The organism is Thermasporomyces composti, assembly GCF_003386795.1.
Lineage (GTDB): Bacteria > Actinomycetota > Actinomycetes > Propionibacteriales > Actinopolymorphaceae > Thermasporomyces > Thermasporomyces composti.
Map to the genome: position 1 here is coordinate 463,499 of NZ_QTUC01000001.1, position 15,823 is coordinate 479,321.

Sequence of the window (15,823 nt, forward strand, 5' to 3'; positions counted from 1 at the left end):
GTCGTCAGGGGACGGACGCCTCGCGCGCCGCGCTCAACCGGCGCAGCGCCGCGACGACGACGTCGTGGTCGAGAGTCGACCACATGGGTGGGAGCGACGCACGCAGGTATCCGCCGTAGCGCGCGGTGGCCAGTCGAGGGTCGAGCACCGCGACCACCCCACGGTCGGTGGAGCGCCGGATCAGTCGACCGACGCCCTGCGCCAACAGCAGGGCGGCGTGGGTGGCGGCCACCGCCATGAACCCGTTCCCGCCCGCCTCGTCGACCGCCTTCTGGCGCGCCGAGAGCAGAGGATCGTCGGGGCGCGGGAACGGGATCCGGTCGATGACCACGAGCTGGCAGGTGTCGCCGGGCACGTCCAGCCCTTGCCACAGCGACAAGGTGCCGAACAACGAGGTCGCCGGCTCGGCGGCGAACCGTTGGTGCAGCTCCGCGAGCTGACCGTCTCCCTGGCACAACACCTCGTACCCCAGCCGCTCGCGGACCGCGGCGGCCGCCTCCTCGGCAGCCCGGCGCGAGGAGAACAAGCCGAGCGTCGCCCCACCAGCCGCTTCCACCAGGCTGGTCAGCTCATCCAGCGCCTGGGGCGAGATGCCCGCACGACCGGGTGGCGGCAGGCGGCGTGCGATGTAAAGGATCGCCTGGCGGGCGTAGTCGAACGGCGACCCCACGTCGAGGGCCCGCCACGGCAACGTCTCCACCACGTCGGTACCTGCTTGGCCGGCGCCGGCCCGGCCAGGGCTCGCCTGCTCGGCGTCGGACTTCCCCTCGGCGAGGTCGCCTCCAGTCGCCTCGCCCCCGCCTTGCTCCCGACGGTCCGTCGAGGCGTCGGCGTGAGGTCGCTCGGCCCCGGTCGACGCCCCTTCGGTGCCCTTCGCGTCGTGTTCGGCCTCGCTGACCCGCTCCACTGAGCGCAGCCCGACCGACCGGGCGACGGCCAGGAAGTCGCCACCGAGCTTCAACGTCGCCGAGGTGAAGATGCAGGTGTGCTGGGCCAGCAGCCGCTCCCGCAACAGCCCTGCGACCGACAGCGGAGCGACGCGGAGCTCGCGACCACCGCGTTCCCGCTCCTCGACCCACACCACGTCGACCGCCGCCATCTGGGCGACGCGCTCCGCGACCTCGCGCACCTGCTCGACCCAGGCGCGTGCCTGGCGGCGCGAAGCCTCGACGTCGTCCTCCTGCTTGTCGCTCGGGAACGCCGACCACGCGGCGCGGGCGGCATCCCGCACCTGCGCGACGGCCGCCGCGAGCTCCCCGGTCAGGGCCTCCAACCGACCCACGGGGGCGTTCGACAGCGCGGTTCGCAGGGCGTGCCCGGCGTCCTCGAGCGGGTCCGCCTCCCCGCCGACGCAGAAGGCGCGGGCGCGGCGTGCCGCGCGCTCCACCATCCCCGGGGACAGCTCGGCCGACGCGGCGCCGGTCACCCGCGCCGCCAGCTCGTGCGCCTCGTCGATGACCACGACGTCGTGGTCGGGCAGCACCGGGACGTTCTCCAGCGCGTTGATCGCCAGCAGCGCGTGGTTAGTGACGATCACGTCGGCGGCCATGGCGCGCTCCCGAGCCCGCTCGGCGAAGCACTCCTCCCCGTACGGGCACCGTTGAGCGCCGAGACACTCCCGCGACGACACCGAGACCTGCGCCCAGGCGCGGTCCTGGTGGGTGGGTGCGGCGTCCCGGTCACCGTCGCCGTCGGCCTGCGCCTGCTGCTCCGCCCACGTCCGCAGAGCGAGCACCTGCCTGCCGACCGGGCCCGTCGGCACCGCCTCGAGGAGGGCTCCTTGGTCGTCGGGCACACCATCGCGAACCCTGTGCAGGCAGGCGTAGTTGTGCCGACCCTTGAGGATGGCGTAGGTCGGTCGATGGCCCAGCCGCTTCTCGACGGCGGCCACCAGCCGAGGAAGGTCGCGATTGACCAGCTGGGCTTGGAGGGCGAGCGTCGCGGTCGCCACGACGACGGGGCGGCCACTTCCCCGCGACCGCAGCAACGACGGCACCAGGTACGCGAGCGACTTGCCGGTTCCCGTGCCGGCTTGCACCAGCAGGTGCTCACCCCGCTCCATCGCGCGGGCGACGGCCTCGGCCATGGCCACCTGACCGGGACGCTCCCGCCCGCCCAGGGCGGCCACCGCGTCACCCAGCAGCTCACGGACACGAGGGTCGGGTCGGTACCCGGCGGGCGCTGTCTCGGCCATTCCGGGAGGCTATCCGGTGCCCGCCAACGCCGGCGCCGCGCCACCACGACATCGCGCATTCCTCTCGTCCAGGCGGACCCTCGGAAGCAGGGACGGCCCGGCGAGACAGACCGCCCCGGAGATGCCACTGCCCCGGAGATGCCACTGCCCCGGAGATACCCCCGCCCCAGGAATGCCACCGCCCTGGGGATGCCACCGGCCTGGGAATGTGGTGGGATCCTCCTCATGACCTACGACGCTGTCCCGCTCATTCCGCGCGAGGTCTTGTTCGGAAACCCCACGTACGCCAACCCGACCGTCTCACCGGACGGTCGTTGGCTGGGCTTCCTCGCGCCCGACGAGGGTGTCCTCAACGTCTGGGTCGGACCGGCCGACAACCACGCGCAGGCGGTCCCGGTAACCCACGACCGTGGTCGCGGCATCCGCGCGTACGGGTTCTGCCACGACGACCGCACCCTGTTCTACTTGCAGGACCGGGACGGCGACGAGAACTGGCGGCTGCACCTGCTGGACCTGCAGACCGGCGAGGAGCGGTGCGTCACCCCCTTCGAGGACGTCCAGGTGCGGATCCTCGGGCACAACCGGTGGAACCCCACCACGATGCTCCTCGCGATCAACAAGGATCAGCCGGAGCTCCACGACGTCTACAGCCTCGACCTCACGACCGGGGCCTTGGAGAAGGTGCTCGACAACCCCGGGTACGTCGGCTGGATGGTCGACACCGACTTGACCGTCCAAGGCGCGGTGTCGGTGACCGAGGAAGGCGGCGCGGTCTTCTTCCTCGTCGACGAGGACGGGGAGTTCCGTCCCTGGCTCAACGTGCCGCCGGAGGACGCCAACACGACGAGCCCGGTGGGGTTCTCCCGGGACGGCACGACGGCCTACCTCGTGTCGTCCTTGGGGGCGAACGCCGCGCGTCTCGTCGCAGTCGACCTCGCGACCGGCGAGGAGACCGTGCTCGCCGAGGACCCGGCCTACGACGTCGGCGGAGTCGAGTTCCACCCGGAGACCCGGCGGCCGCAGGCCGTCATCTTCGACAAGGACCGTGAGGTCTGGTCCTATCTGGACGAGGACTACGGCCGAGCGGTCGAGGAGCTGCGGGACGCGTTGGGCATCGACGGCGAGCTCAGCATCAACCGGGCGGAGCGTACCGACCGGGTCTGGCTGGTGTCCGTCACCCCCTCCGACGGGCCAGTCCGCTACTACCTCTACGACCGGTCGACGAAGGCGCTCCGGTTCCTCTTCTCCCACAAGCCGGACCTCGCCGGCTACGTGCTCGCCCCCATGGAGCCGTTCACCTTCACCGCGCGGGACGGGTTGGAGATCCACGGCTACATCACCGTCCCACCGGAGGTGGAACGCCGGAACCTGCCCGCCGTCCTCAACGTGCACGGCGGACCGTGGGCACGCGACACGTGGGGCTACCACCCCGAGGCCCAGTGGCTGGCCAACCGAGGGTACGTCTGCGTCCAGGTCAACTACCGTGGCTCCACCGGCTACGGCAAGGCCTTCGGCAACGCCGGGGACAAGCAGTGGGGCCGGGCCATGCACACCGACCTGCTGGACGCCGTCGACCACCTGGCGCGCCAGGGTCTCATCGACCGGACGCGGGTGGGGATCATGGGCGGCTCCTACGGCGGCTACGCGGCCCTGGCCGGCGCCGCCTTCACGCCGGAGGTGTTCCGGTGCGCCGTCGACCTGTGCGGGCCCTCCAACCTCCTCACCCTGATCGAGTCCATCCCGCCGTACTGGAAGCCGGTGGTCTCGATGATGTACGCCAAGGTGGGCAACCCGGCGACCGAGAAGGACATGCTCTGGGAGCGATCACCGCTCTCGAAGATCGACAACATCCGCATCCCGGTCCTGGTCGCGCAGGGCGCCAACGACCCCAGGGTCAAGCAGGCCGAGGCCGAGCAGATCGTGACCGCGTTGAAGGAGAAGGGCCTGCCGCACCAGTACCTCCTCTTTCCCGACGAGGGACACGGCCTGGCCAAACCGGAGAACCGCGAGACCTACTACGCCGCCGCCGAGCGGTTCCTCGCCGAGCACCTCGGCGGGCGCTCGGAGTAGGCCGGCCGCCCGACTCGGCTGGTCGTGGGGCCACCGGCAGATCTCGCCTGTCGGGCTGGTCGGCCTTGCCCGCATCGGGCATGGTGGACTCATGGCCTCTGCGTACTATCGCCCGCCCCAGCGCGCCGTTCGCGCTGCCGATTCCGGTACGTCGGGTCTGAAAGTCCTCGGGTACCTCGTCGGTCTCATGTGGGTCAGCGAGGTCGTCGACACCCTCCTGGGGAACCGACTTGACCTGTATGGCATCCAGGCCCGCGACTCCGACGGTCTGCTCGGGATCGTCACCGCGCCGTTCCTGCACGCCGGCTTCGGACACCTGATGTCCAACACCGTGCCGCTGCTCATGCTGGGCGCGATCATCGCGGCCGCCGGCGCCGCGCGGTTGCTCGCGGTCACGGCGATCGTCGCGGTGGTGAGCGGGCTGGGCACGTGGCTCCTGTCGCCGCCGGCGACGATCACCGTCGGCGCGAGCGGATTGGTGTTCGGCTACGCCACGTACCTGATGGTGCGCGGGGTCTTCAACCGCAGCCTGGGTCAGCTGCTCATCGGTGTGCTCGTGACGCTCGTCTGGGGCGGTGCCCTCCTGGGTGGGCTGCTGCCTCAGCCGGGCATCTCCTGGCAGGGGCACCTCTTCGGCGCGGTTGGCGGCATCGTCGCCGCCTGGCTGCTGGGCGGCACCCAACGCCGGACGACACGCACGGACATCGCCGTCTGAGGTACGACAGCCAGCAGAGACGTCAGGCGGTCTCGCGACCGGTGGGTGTCCGTGCGCCGCACACCCGGTGAGGCGCTCACGGCCAGCGCCCTCGCTCAGGCCAACGCGTAGCCGTCCAGCATCGCCGCGAGCCCGGGGTCGACGCGTGCCCGCAAGCGGGTGCCGGTGTCCGTGTGCTCGATCTCCAAGACCTCACCGTGTTCGTGGACCCGGGAGACGAGGTCGCCGCGTGTGTAGGGCACCAGCGCGCTGACCTCCACCGCGGGCCGCGGGAGCTCGGCCGCGATCATCTCGAGCAGCTCCGGGAGGCCTTGGCCGGTTCGCGCCGAGACGACGACGGAGCGTGGTTCGAGCGTCCGTAGCCGGGCGAGCTCCACCGGATCGGCGATGTCCGCCTTGTTGATCGCGACGATCTCGGGAAGGTCACCCGCACCGGTCTCGGCGAGCACCTCGCGCACGGCGCGAATCTGACCCTCGGGATCCGGGTGGGACCCGTCGACCACGTGCAGCACGAGGTCGGCCTCGGAGACCTCCTCCAACGTCGACCGGAACGCCTCGACCAACTGGTGCGGGAGGTGGCGGACGAATCCGACCGTGTCCGTGAGGGTGAATGTACGACCGTCCGGCGTCGTCGCGCGACGAGTGGTCGGATCCAAGGTCGCGAACAACGCGTCCTCGACCAACACGCCGGCACCGGTGAGCCGGTTGAGCAACGACGACTTGCCGGCGTTGGTGTAGCCCGCGATCGCCACCGACGGTACGGCGTTGCGACGCCGCTGAAGGCGCTTGGTCTCTCGATTGGCGCGGAGCTCGGCGATCTCGCGACGCAACTTCGCCATGCGAGCGCGGATGCGACGACGGTCGATCTCGAGCTTGGTCTCACCTGGGCCACGCAGACCGACGCCACCCGTGGCACCGCCGGCACGTCCACCCGTCTGGCGGGACAGGGACCCACCCCATCCACGCAGCCTGGGCAGGAAGTAGGTCAGCTGAGCCAGCTCGACCTGCGCCTTGCCTTCCTTGCTCTTGGCGTGCTGAGCGAAGATGTCGAGGATGAGGGCGGTCCGGTCGATGACCTTGACCTTGATCCGCTCCTCGAGGTTGCGCAACTGCGCGGGACTGAGCTCGCCGTCGCAGATCACGGTGTCGGCACCGGTCGCGACGACGGTCTCACGCAGCTCCTCGACCTTGCCTCGACCGATGTAGGTCGCCTGGTCGGGCCGGGCGCGCCGCTGGATGAGCCCTTCCAGCACCTGCGCACCCGCCGTCTCGGCGAGCAGCTTCAGTTCACGCAGGGAGTTCTCGGCGTCCTCCGCGCTCCCGCTGGTCCAGACACCGACGAGGACGACCCGCTCGAGCCGGAGCTGTCGGTACTCGACCTCGCTGATATCGGTGAGGTCGGTGGAGAATCCCGGCACCCGGCGCAGCGCCTGACGGTCCTCCAGATCGAGCTCCCCCGTCGCGGGCTCGTCCTCAGGGGGGACGAAGGTCAGCCGGATGTCGACGTCTCGCGTGTCGGTCGCCAACGACTCAGCCTGGTTCTCGTGTCGACGTGTCATACAACTCCAGTCAACACCACGGCGCGTCCGTGGCTTCCCCATCGTGGCATGCCTCCGACGCCTTCCGCACCCGGAAATCGCCCTGCCATGCCCGGGAAGAGCGTCGCGATCCGGCACTGGCCACGCGCCGCAGAGGTCCGCACTCGTCTGTCCGATACCTGCCGTTCGAGTGGGATGGAGGGAAACCTCGCCGGTGCCTTCGTACAGTCAACCGCGGGACGGCCGCCGCTCGCGCGACGCGGCGGCCCGCGACCGGCCGCCGGCCGAACAAGGTGAACAGGACCCGAGCGAGTAGAGGAGCCATGTCCGCGACCCCCTCACCCGAGAACCCGCTGCCCGCCACGACCCCGCCGTGGGCGGATTCTGACGGCCTGCGCATCACGCGCGTCCGGAGCATCCTGACCGCCCCGGAGAACATCACCCTCGTCGTGGTACGGATCGACACGTCCGAGCCGGGCCTGTACGGGCTGGGCTGCGCGACGTTCACCCAGCGGGCTCGCGCGGTGGCCGAGGCGATCGACTCCTACCTCGCCCCCCAGCTGGTCGGGCGCGACCCCGCGGACATCACCGACATCACGTCCTCGCTCCTGGTGAGCTCGTACTGGCGGTTCGGCCCTGTCCTCAACAACGCGTTGTCCGGCGTCGACATGGCGCTGTGGGACATCAAGGGGAAGCAGGCCGGCCTCCCGGTGTGGCAGCTCCTGGGCGGAAGGTGTCGCACCGCCGTACCGGTGTACGCACACGCGTCCGGTCGGGACGCCGTCGAGGTGGAGGACAACGTCCGGCGGTTCCTGGAGGCCGGCTATCGCTACGTCCGCTGCCAGGTCGCGGTGCCGGGAGCCACGACCTATGGCGCGCTATCGACGCCGAACGAGCGACGGGCGACCCCGGGGAGCCTCTCGGGTCGCAACGTGCGAGGCCTCGCGCCGTGGGACCCCGACGCGTATCTCAGGGTGGTACCTGCGCTCTTCGCCCACTTGCGTGAGCGGTTAGGACCGGACGTGCACCTCCTCCACGACGTGCACGAGCGTCTCCATCCCACGCAAGCCGTCCGGCTGGCGAAGGAGCTGGAGCCGTTCCACCTGTTCTTCCTCGAGGACCTTCTCGCGCCCGAGGACCTGGGGTGGCTTCCGACGATCCGTGCCCAGACCGCGACGCCGCTGGCCATCGGAGAGCTGTTCACCAATCCCGCTGAGTACGTCCCGCTCGTCAAGGATCGGTTGATCGACTTCATCCGCTGCCACATCTCGGCGATCGGAGGGCTGACGCCGGCGTGGCGGTTGGCGTCGGCGGCCGAGCTGTTCGGCGTTCGGACCGCCTGGCATGGTCCCGGCGACGTGTCACCGGTGGGCCACGCGGCGAACCTCGCCCTCGACATCGCCGCGCCGAACTTCGGCATTCAAGAGCAGCACGTCTTCAACGACGCGGCGATGGAGGTCTTCCCTGGCTGCCCGCAGGTGCGAGACGGTCACCTGTGGCCCAGCGACGCACCAGGGTTGGGCGTGGACATCGACGAGAAGCTGGCCGCGAAGTTCCCGCCCGTCGATCCACTCGTCAACGACACCTGGACGCGTACCCGGCTCCCGGACGGCACCGTGCAACGTCCCTGAGTCGCAGGCCTTCGTCCGGTCAGCGGCGCTGGTCGGGATAGCTGATCGACCGCAGCAGCACCGCGGTGCGGGCCACGGCCGACCGCCGGGCGAGCGACATGGCCCGGCGGGCTCGGAGCTGGCGCAGGAGCACGCGGCGCCGCTCGTGCCACTCCGGGTCGGTCGCTGCCTGTCGCGGAAGGGGAAGCTCGACCGCCGTCTGCGGCGCGTCGGCGCTCCGACGGGGTGGGGGGACTGGCGGCACCGACATGCTCTCGACTCTAGCCTGACGCTCCGTCATAGCACCTCGGTCTGACGTCGCGAGCCTCCTCCGCCGAACGGAGGAGGCTCGCCTCAGGGAACCCTGACGCTGGTCGACACCTCTTGATCGGGGATTCGGCCCGCAGGCGGACACCGCGACGGCATCCTGCCCACTCCGCGGCCTGCCGATCGCATGATCCGCGTCACGTCGCGGAGGCAGGTGCACACCGCCGAGCGCGTGAGCCACGTGGCCGGGCCGCGGCGTCGACGGCTGGCGACTCACTCGTGGTTCACGCAGACCGCGTCGCGCAAGCGGCTCGCGTCACCCGGTGCCAGCACGTCGAGATCGAGGGCCGACGTGAGGATGCACAACATGCCGCGCCCCAGGAAGGTCCGCGCGGCCTCGTCGTCCACGCCAGCGACCCGACGAACCAGATCGAACAGGCGCCGCATTCGGTCCCGGACGACCGCGCGAACCTCCTCGTCTCCGGACGCGGCGAAGCACTGCAAGTGGAACCGCAGCAGGTAGGGGTTGGTGGCGAGCAAGTCGTCGTAAGCCTGCCCGATCGCGCACAGCCGGTCCTCCCGCGGCACCTCGCGCGCTCGCTCCTGGAAGAGCTCCTCCAGCTGGTCGAAGCTGCGGTGCACGGCGGCAAGGAACAGTCCCTTCTTGGAGCCGAAGAGGGAGAACGCGTACGGCTGGGTGATCCCGACGGTGTTCGTGATGCTGCTCACCGCCGTTCCATGCAACCCAAACGCCGCGAATGCCTCGATCGCCGCGGTGATGAGGGCCTCCCGGCGCTCGTCGGAGGTCGATCTCTGCGGCGTCCTCGTCGATCGGGTCGGCGCTGATGAGACCTGTGCCGGCGTCGATGGGGTGGGTGTCGCTCGGGTCGTCATGGGCCTCGCTCGCGGGTCTCTGTCGGTCGGTTGACATCTTAGTGAGTGGACGCTAACTTCCCCAGCCGCAATGTAGTTAGCAGTCACTAATAACTTCGGAGGACTCCGTGCACGACGTTCGTCGCGGCTGGTGGACCGTGGCGGTGGTGTCCGTGACGACGTTCATGGCGGCGCTGGACAACTTGATCGTCACGGTCGCGCTCCCGGTCATCCGGACCGAGCTCGACGCGTCCCTCGAGTCACTGGAATGGACGGTCAACGCCTACACCCTGGCGTTCGGCGTCTCGCTGATCCCGGCCGCGGCCCTGGCCGAACGCTTCGGTCGCCGACGCTTCTTCCTCGCCGGGCTCGCGCTCTTCACTCTCGCGTCCGCCTGGGCCGGCCTCGCCTCGTCCCCCGCCACCCTCGTCGCGGCGCGACTGGTCCAAGGCGTCGGCGGAGCGGTGGTAACACCGCTGTCGCTGACGCTCATCGCCCACCAGGTCCCGCGTGAACGACGAGGCCCGGCGTTGGGCACCTGGTCAGCCGCCACCGCCCTCGGTATCGCGCTCGGACCGCTGGTCGGCGGCGCCGTCGCCGACACCGCTGGATGGCACTGGATCTTCTGGATCAACGTCCCCGTCGGCCTGGCGCTGCTGCCCATCGCAGCCGTCGTCCTGCTGCCCAGCAGAGGCGCCCGCGAGCCGGTCGACCTCGTTGGGTTCGCCCTGGTGACCAGCGGGTTGTTCGGGGTGGTGTTCGGCCTCGTCCGATCCAACGCCTCGGGGTGGGGCAGCCCGCTGATCGTCGGCTCACTGTCGGTCGGTGTGGTCCTGCTGACAGCGTTCGTGCTCTGGGAGTCGCGCGCGGCCACGCCCATGGTGCCCCTACGGTTCTTCACGCGGCGTCGGTTCGTCGTCACGAACGTCGTCGGGTTCCTCATGAGCTTCGGCGTCTTCGGCTCGGTGTTCCTACTCACCCAGCTGCTCCAGTCGCTGTTCGACTTCGGCCCCTTCGACGCCGGGCTACGGATGCTGTTCTGGTCCGGAGCGACGACGCTCGTCTCGCCCGTCGCGGCCTCCCTCGCCGAGCGGTTCGGACCACGCCCGTTCATGGCCGCGGGCCTTGGCTTGCTCGCCGTCGCGTTCGTCTGGATCGCGGTGACCGCGTCGGTCGGAATGTCGTGGGTCGGACTCATCCCGCCCTTCGTCCTGGGCGGCATCGGGAACTCGCTGGCCTTCGCGCCGGCCGCCAGCGCGGTGCTGGCCGCGGTCGCCACCGAGGACGCCGGTCGGGCCTCGGGGGTCAACAACGCGATCCGCGAGGTGGGCGGGGCGTTCGGCGTCGCCGTGCTGGCGACCGTCTTCGCGCACCACGGTGGGTTCGCCTCCGTCCAGGACATCCTCGACGGGACCAGACCCGCCGTCCTGGTCGGCGCGGCGTTCGTCGCCGTCGGGGCCGTGGCCGCCCTGTTCTACGGGAGCGTCCGACCCGCCGTCCGACGGCCGGAAGCCGAGCAGGTGACGCGGGAGCCCAGCCTGGTCTGAGCGACCGGCTCAGGTGATCGTGGGAGGCTCAGAGGTCGATCTCACCCCGGGCCGTGAGGACCGCCGGACCGGTGAGCACGACGTGCTGGTCAGCGCGGAACGACACGGTGAGACTGCCGCCGGGGACGTCGATCCGGTACGCCTCGCCGGCCGGCAGGTTGACCTGCTGGTCGGCGAGGTGGTCGACCGCGGCCGCCACCACCGCGACCGAGCAGGCGCCGGTCCCGCAGGAGCGGGTCTCGCCCACGCCACGCTCGTGGACCCGCATCGCCAGGTGTCGTGATCCACGCCAGACGGCGAACTCGATGTTCACACCCTTGGGGAACGCCTCGCTCGGGGACCACGTCGGCTGCTCCACCAAAGGCCCAGGGTCGGCGAGGTCGTCGACGAACGCGACCGCGTGCGGGTTCCCCATGTCAACTGGCACGGCCGGCCAGGAGCGACCGGCGGCGCTCACCATGACCGCGCTCGGCCCAGGAAGGCGAGGGCGACCCATGTCAACGCTGAGTTGACTATCGTCCTCGAACCGCACGCGCTTCACGCCAGCCCGCGTCCCCACCGGCAGCTCGACGCTCGGGTCGACGAGACCGTGGACCCGGAGGTAGTGGGCGAAGACTCGCACGCCGTTGCCGCACATCTCCCCAGTGGAACCGTCGGCGTTGCGGAAGTCCATGAACCACTCGGCCTCGTCGGCGTACGGGCGACCGTCGTCGAGCGCCGCCGAGCGGACCACCCGCAGCACACCGTCGGCCCCCACACCTCGACGGCGGTGGCACAGCTCGCGCACCAGACCTTCGTCGAGGCGCATCGTGCCGTCCGGGTCATGCAGCAGCACGAAGTCGTTCTCCGTGCCGTGGCCCTTCACCCACGAGATCGTGCCCATGCTCACCTTCGTCGTGATCTCGCCCGCGCGCCGAGGAGCGTCGCCTTCGCCCGGATTCCGCCCCGTTCACCTGTCGCTTCGGATGTCGGGATCGGGCTGCCGGCGGACTGGTGGCTCGCTCCCGCGCCGTCCGGGCTCCAGCCTAGAGTCCGATCGGCGCTTGGGTCTGATCGACCCTGGAGTCCGACGAGCCGTCCGGCCGGGCCTGCTCGGACCCCCGCGCGGACTACTCGGCGTGGCCACCTGTCTCAGCGACCGACGGGGTGGACGACCATGGCGGAGCCACCGCCACGCCGAGTGGGTTCGGCGACCGCGACGACGTAGCCGCGACGTCCGAACTCCAACGCCGTGGCGGCCCCGATCTCCTCGATCTCGGAGAACTGGTGCCCCATCGCGGCGAGGGCTCGCCCCTGCGCCGAGGCGATGAACGCGGGCTCGGCCTGCGTGACGGCGTTCCGAGGCGACACCCTGGGCGCGGCGACCGCCTCGGGGAGTCCCATCCCGAGCTCCAGCCGGTTGAGCAGCGTCTAGAGCACCGTCGTGATGATCGTCGCTCCGCCCGGACTGCCCAGGGCGAGGAAGGGCCGACCATCGGCGAGCACGATCGTCGGCGCCATCGACGAGCGTGGGCGCTTGCGAGGGCCGGGCAGGTTCGGGTCGGGCGCGTCACCCTGTGTCGGCGCGAAGCTGAAGTCGGTCAGCTCGTTGTTGAGGAGGAAGCCACGGTCGGGCACGACCATCCCGTTGCCACCGGTCGCCTCGATGGTGAGGGTGTAGGACACCACGTTGCCCCACCGGTCGGAGACGGTCAGATGGGTGGTCGAGGGACCCTCGTGCTGGCCGCCACGCGCCGGCGGCGCCTGGGCGCCGCAGGGGTTGTACTCACCGTCGGGGACGCCGGGCGGCACCGGCTTGGGCAGCACCTCGTCGAGCCGAATGTGGCAGGCGCGTTCTTCCGCGAAGCCCTGCGACAGCAGCTCGTCCAGCGGGACGTCCACCTGGTCGGGGTCGCCGACGTATCGGTCACGATCGGCGAACGCCAACGCGCTCGCCTCCAGGTAAGCGTGCAGCGCGAGGCGCTCCCGGCTGGCACGGGAACCGGTCGTCCGCGGCAAGACGGTCTCGAGGATGTTGAGCGCCTCGCCGACCGTCGAGCCACCCGACGACGGCGGTCCCATGCTGTAGACGTCGAGTCCCTCGTAACGCACGTGAGTAGGGCGACGGAACGGCGCGTCGTAGCCCGCCAAGTCCTCGACCGTCATCGCGCCCGGCCGCACCGCCCGGTTGGCGTCCGGTGCCACCGGCGGCTTGCGTACCGTGTTGACGATCGCGGCGGCCAACGTCCCGTGGTAGAACTCCTCGACGCCCTCCCGAGCGAGGAGTCGGTAGGTGGCGGCGAGGTCGCGATTGCGGAAGACCGAGCCCACCGCTGGCGGGCGACCGTGTGGGAGGTAGAGCTCGCGCGTCGAGGTGAAGTCGTCGAAGATGTCGGCGTTCTGGGCGATCTGCGACCGGAACGTCTCGTCCACCACGAACCCCCGCCGCGCGACGCGGATCGCCGGGCCCAGTGCGCGCCGCAGCGACCAGGTGCCCCACGTGTCGAGGGCCCGTTGCCACGTCGCCGGTGTCCCCGGGACGCCAACCGAGAGCCCGCTGACCCGGGCCTCCTCGAACGGCAGCGGCTCCCCTGTGGCGGGATCGAGGAACAGCCGTTCCGTGGCCGCGGCCGGCGCGGTCTCGCGGCCGTCGATGGTGTGGACCCTGCGAGTGCGCGCGTCGTAGTAGACGAAGAAGCCTCCACCACCGATGCCTGCGGAGAAGGGCTCGGTGACGCCGAGCGTCGCGGCGGCCGCGACCGCCGCGTCGACCGCGTTGCCTCCGCGGCGGAGGACCTCGATCCCCGCCCTCGTCGCGTGCGGGTCCACGGTCGAGACCGCACCACCGTACCCGCGCGCGACCGCCTGCTTCGGTACGTCCCGGCGTCCGGCGAGCTTCGCCGACCGCGACGTCTCGTCAGCCCCCGCGGCGGAGGCGGGAGCCGCGCGAGCGTGCTCGGGCGCCGGTGCCGCGAGGACGGCGGAGCCGCCTGCTACCGACGTCGCCAGGGCCACGGCCGCCGCGATGGTCCGTCGCATCACAGTGCTCCCCTCCCCGCTGTGGGCTCCCCTCGAGTCGGGTCCCCTCGGCCTGCTCCCGGTCGGCTCTCTTCCGCGCATGCCCACCGCGGTCGCACCGGGAACCTCGCCCAGTGCTTCGAGGTTAGGCGCGAGTCGGGCTAGCCGGAAGCATCCGTGACGATTCGGACCGCTCGGTCGACCAGGTCCGGCGCGTCGTAGGGCAGCCAGTGGATCCGGGGGTCGCGGCGGAACCACGAGTCCTGGCGGCGCACGAACCTGCGCGTGATCCGCACCGTCTCCTCCTTGGCCTCCTCTTCCGTGAGGCGACCGTCGAGGTAGGCCAGCACCTGTGCGTAGCCGTGGGCGCGGCTGGCCGTCGGGCTCTCGCGCAAGCCGGCCTCCGCCAGGCGCCGGACCTCCTCGACCCATCCGGCGGCCCACATGCGGTCGACGCGGGCTCGGATCCGCTCGTCCAAGACGTCCCGAGGCACGTCAAGGCCGACTTGACGCACGTCCGGAAACGCGTACGTGTGATCGGGCAGGCTCGCGGTGAACGGACGGCCGGTGATCTCGACGACCTCGAGCGCGCGCACGATACGTCGGCCGTTGGAGGGCAGGATTCGCGCTGCCGCCTCCGGATCCACCGCCGCCAGCCGGCGGTGCATCGCCTGCGGTCCCACCCGCTGAAGCTCCACCTCCAGGCTGCGCCGCACCGCCGGGTCCGTGCCTGGGAACTCGAAACGGTCCAAGACCGCTCGGATGTACAAGGCCGACCCGCCGACCACGATGGGCAGGACACCGCGGGCGTGGCAGTCGTGGATCGCGGCGCGCGCCCAGCCCTGGAACTCCGCCACCGTGGCGGTGTCGCGGATGTCGAGGACGTCCATGACGTGGTGTGGAACGCCGCGACGTTGCTCGAGCGTGAGCTTGGCCGTGCCGATGTCCATGCCGCGGTACAGCTGCATCGAGTCCGCGTTGATCACCTCGCCGCCCAGTCGAAGCGCCAGCTCGACCGCGAGGTCCGATTTGCCCGCGGCCGTCGGCCCGACCACCGCCACCACGCGCCCCGTCGCCGCGTGCTCCGCGCTGGCGTCCCCAGCGATCAGGTGTCCAGCAGTCGCGTGCCCACCGTGCACTGCCTCGGCCTCCCCAGCCACGCGCGCCCTGTCAACGCCAAGCTCCATCAGCCGGGACGCTACTGCGACGCCGACGAGCGCGCGTGGTCAGGCTCCGCGCCCGTGGCGGCGGGAGCGAGCTGTCGCGACTGACCCAGGACGCCACGAAGTAGCCCACCCCGTATGGGGCGGTGTGCGTGAGGAGCGTCGGCTCCAGGTCGCTGCCCTCCGCCGCACCCGCGAGCACCTGCCAGGCCGGACGCCCCGCGACCAGAAGCGCATCGGCGTCGTCGGCCCGCAACGCGCCCAGACCAGCGAGATCGCCCGTCGCGAGGAGGGCCGCCACCTGGGTGTCCCACTCCTCTGCAGACGGGTCGTACGCGCCGGGCGACGCCGTGGTCCGTCGGGCCGAGCCGTCCCCCATGGCGAGGACGCCCACCCGGTTGGCGACGCGAGCGAGCCGCGCGCCGTGGCTCCGGCATCGCGCGGGATCCCACGACTGGGACACGCCCTCGTAGCACCGCTCGCCGGCGTATCCCGCCCGGTCGAGCAGCCAGGCGGCGACCGCGAGCGCCAGGGGCAGTGGCGGCTCCATGGCAGCTCCCTCGCCTCCGACCCGGACATCCACGCCGAACGGAGCAAAGGAGCCCCGCGCCGAGCTCCCCCACCGTCGGGCGGTCGGCGAGGCGCCCACGCACACGACGACGTCGGGTCGGCTGGCGAGCAGCCGGCGCACGGCCTCGTCGCAGTGGGCGCGTAGATCGTCCAGCTCTGGCGCCGCCCCAGCCGCGAGCTCGGGGATCAACAGGGGCGGATGCGGACAGACCGCGGCGGCGACCAGCATGGCTTCGTTCCTAGCACGGTTCCTCGACGTCCTAGAAGCAGGAACAGCCC

Annotated in this window: 13 protein-coding genes; 4 read left to right on the forward strand and 9 right to left on the reverse strand. The window is 71.1% G+C overall.

The annotated features are described in order from the left end of the window. Positions 1-4: 4 nt before the first annotated feature. Positions 5-2,194 carry an ATP-dependent DNA helicase gene (locus DFJ64_RS20040; protein WP_281268478.1) on the reverse strand — a complete coding sequence of 730 codons (2,190 nt, stop codon included), beginning with the start codon at positions 2,192-2,194 and terminating at the stop codon, positions 5-7. Between the two features lie 225 nt (positions 2,195-2,419). Here DFJ64_RS20040 and DFJ64_RS02060 point away from each other — a divergent pair, with 225 nt between their 5' ends. Continuing rightward, on the forward strand, positions 2,420-4,264 hold the full coding sequence (locus tag DFJ64_RS02060) for a S9 family peptidase (RefSeq protein ID WP_115851751.1): 1,845 nt from the start codon (positions 2,420-2,422) through the stop codon (positions 4,262-4,264). A gap of 91 nt (positions 4,265-4,355) precedes the next feature. Continuing rightward, entirely contained in the window at positions 4,356-4,979 is a 624-nt protein-coding gene (locus DFJ64_RS02065; protein ID WP_115848903.1) for a rhomboid family intramembrane serine protease, read from the forward strand. Positions 4,980-5,074: 95 nt separating this feature from the next. Here the strand turns inward: DFJ64_RS02065 and hflX are convergent, their stop codons facing one another. Next, a complete protein-coding gene (hflX, locus tag DFJ64_RS02070) occupies positions 5,075-6,538 on the reverse strand; it encodes a GTPase HflX (RefSeq protein ID WP_115848904.1) in 1,464 nt (487 codons plus the stop codon). A 302-nt stretch (positions 6,539-6,840) separates the two neighbouring features. On the opposite strand from hflX, the gene DFJ64_RS02075 reads away from it, so the two are divergent. Then, positions 6,841-8,148: an enolase C-terminal domain-like protein gene (locus DFJ64_RS02075; RefSeq protein ID WP_115848905.1), complete on the forward strand. Its 1,308-nt coding sequence runs from the start codon at positions 6,841-6,843 to the stop codon at positions 8,146-8,148. A 19-nt stretch (positions 8,149-8,167) separates the two neighbouring features. Here DFJ64_RS02075 and DFJ64_RS02080 read toward each other — a convergent pair whose 3' ends face one another. Further along, positions 8,168-8,398, reverse strand: coding sequence for a hypothetical protein (locus DFJ64_RS02080; protein ID WP_115848906.1), 231 nt, complete (start codon positions 8,396-8,398; stop codon positions 8,168-8,170). 269 nt (positions 8,399-8,667) lie between these two features. Then, complete coding sequence (locus DFJ64_RS02085; RefSeq protein ID WP_115848907.1) at positions 8,668-9,288, reverse strand: TetR/AcrR family transcriptional regulator; 621 nt, start codon at positions 9,286-9,288, stop codon at positions 8,668-8,670. A gap of 107 nt (positions 9,289-9,395) precedes the next feature. On the opposite strand from DFJ64_RS02085, the gene DFJ64_RS02090 reads away from it, so the two are divergent. Continuing rightward, positions 9,396-10,814, forward strand: coding sequence for a DHA2 family efflux MFS transporter permease subunit (locus DFJ64_RS02090; protein ID WP_245940906.1), 1,419 nt, complete (start codon positions 9,396-9,398; stop codon positions 10,812-10,814). A 28-nt stretch (positions 10,815-10,842) separates the two neighbouring features. Here DFJ64_RS02090 and dapF read toward each other — a convergent pair whose 3' ends face one another. The 5 genes from dapF to DFJ64_RS02110 all read right to left on the reverse strand — a co-directional run bounded on the left by dapF (position 10,843) and on the right by DFJ64_RS02110 (position 15,773). Further along, positions 10,843-11,697, reverse strand: a complete 855-nt coding sequence (gene dapF / locus DFJ64_RS02095; RefSeq protein ID WP_115848908.1) for a diaminopimelate epimerase — start codon at positions 11,695-11,697, stop codon at positions 10,843-10,845. A 248-nt stretch (positions 11,698-11,945) separates the two neighbouring features. Further along, positions 11,946-12,197 (reverse strand): hypothetical protein, encoded by a 252-nt coding sequence (locus DFJ64_RS19805; RefSeq protein WP_245940907.1) that lies wholly within the window; start codon positions 12,195-12,197, stop codon positions 11,946-11,948. 27 nt (positions 12,198-12,224) lie between these two features. After that, entirely contained in the window at positions 12,225-13,832 is a 1,608-nt protein-coding gene (gene ggt / locus DFJ64_RS02100; protein ID WP_245940908.1) for a gamma-glutamyltransferase, read from the reverse strand. Positions 13,833-13,972: 140 nt separating this feature from the next. Beyond that, complete coding sequence (gene miaA / locus DFJ64_RS02105) at positions 13,973-14,998, reverse strand: tRNA (adenosine(37)-N6)-dimethylallyltransferase MiaA (RefSeq protein ID WP_115848909.1); 1,026 nt, start codon at positions 14,996-14,998, stop codon at positions 13,973-13,975. Beyond that, positions 14,982-15,773, reverse strand: a complete 792-nt coding sequence (locus tag DFJ64_RS02110) for a class III extradiol dioxygenase subunit B-like domain-containing protein (protein WP_211310462.1) — start codon at positions 15,771-15,773, stop codon at positions 14,982-14,984. Before DFJ64_RS02110 ends, miaA begins: the two co-directional genes overlap by 17 nt. Positions 15,774-15,823 lie beyond the last annotated feature (50 nt).

Excerpts from the sequence above, each read along its gene's own strand:
- DFJ64_RS20040 (WP_281268478.1), bottom strand. The coding sequence starts at position 2,194 with ATGGCCGAGACAGCGCCCGCCGGGTACCGACCCGACCCTCGTGTCCGT.
- DFJ64_RS02060 (WP_115851751.1), top strand. The coding sequence starts at position 2,420 with ATGACCTACGACGCTGTCCCGCTCATTCCGCGCGAGGTCTTGTTCGGA.
- DFJ64_RS02065 (WP_115848903.1), top strand. The coding sequence starts at position 4,356 with ATGGCCTCTGCGTACTATCGCCCGCCCCAGCGCGCCGTTCGCGCTGCC.
- hflX (WP_115848904.1), bottom strand. The coding sequence starts at position 6,538 with ATGACACGTCGACACGAGAACCAGGCTGAGTCGTTGGCGACCGACACG.
- DFJ64_RS02075 (WP_115848905.1), top strand. The coding sequence starts at position 6,841 with ATGTCCGCGACCCCCTCACCCGAGAACCCGCTGCCCGCCACGACCCCG.
- DFJ64_RS02080 (WP_115848906.1), bottom strand. The coding sequence starts at position 8,398 with ATGTCGGTGCCGCCAGTCCCCCCACCCCGTCGGAGCGCCGACGCGCCG.
- DFJ64_RS02085 (WP_115848907.1), bottom strand. The coding sequence starts at position 9,288 with ATGACGACCCGAGCGACACCCACCCCATCGACGCCGGCACAGGTCTCA.
- dapF (WP_115848908.1), bottom strand. The coding sequence starts at position 11,697 with ATGGGCACGATCTCGTGGGTGAAGGGCCACGGCACGGAGAACGACTTC.
- DFJ64_RS19805 (WP_245940907.1), bottom strand. The coding sequence starts at position 12,197 with ATGGGACTCCCCGAGGCGGTCGCCGCGCCCAGGGTGTCGCCTCGGAAC.
- ggt (WP_245940908.1), bottom strand. The coding sequence starts at position 13,832 with ATGCGACGGACCATCGCGGCGGCCGTGGCCCTGGCGACGTCGGTAGCA.
- miaA (WP_115848909.1), bottom strand. The coding sequence starts at position 14,998 with ATGGAGCTTGGCGTTGACAGGGCGCGCGTGGCTGGGGAGGCCGAGGCA.
- DFJ64_RS02110 (WP_211310462.1), bottom strand. The coding sequence starts at position 15,773 with ATGCTGGTCGCCGCCGCGGTCTGTCCGCATCCGCCCCTGTTGATCCCC.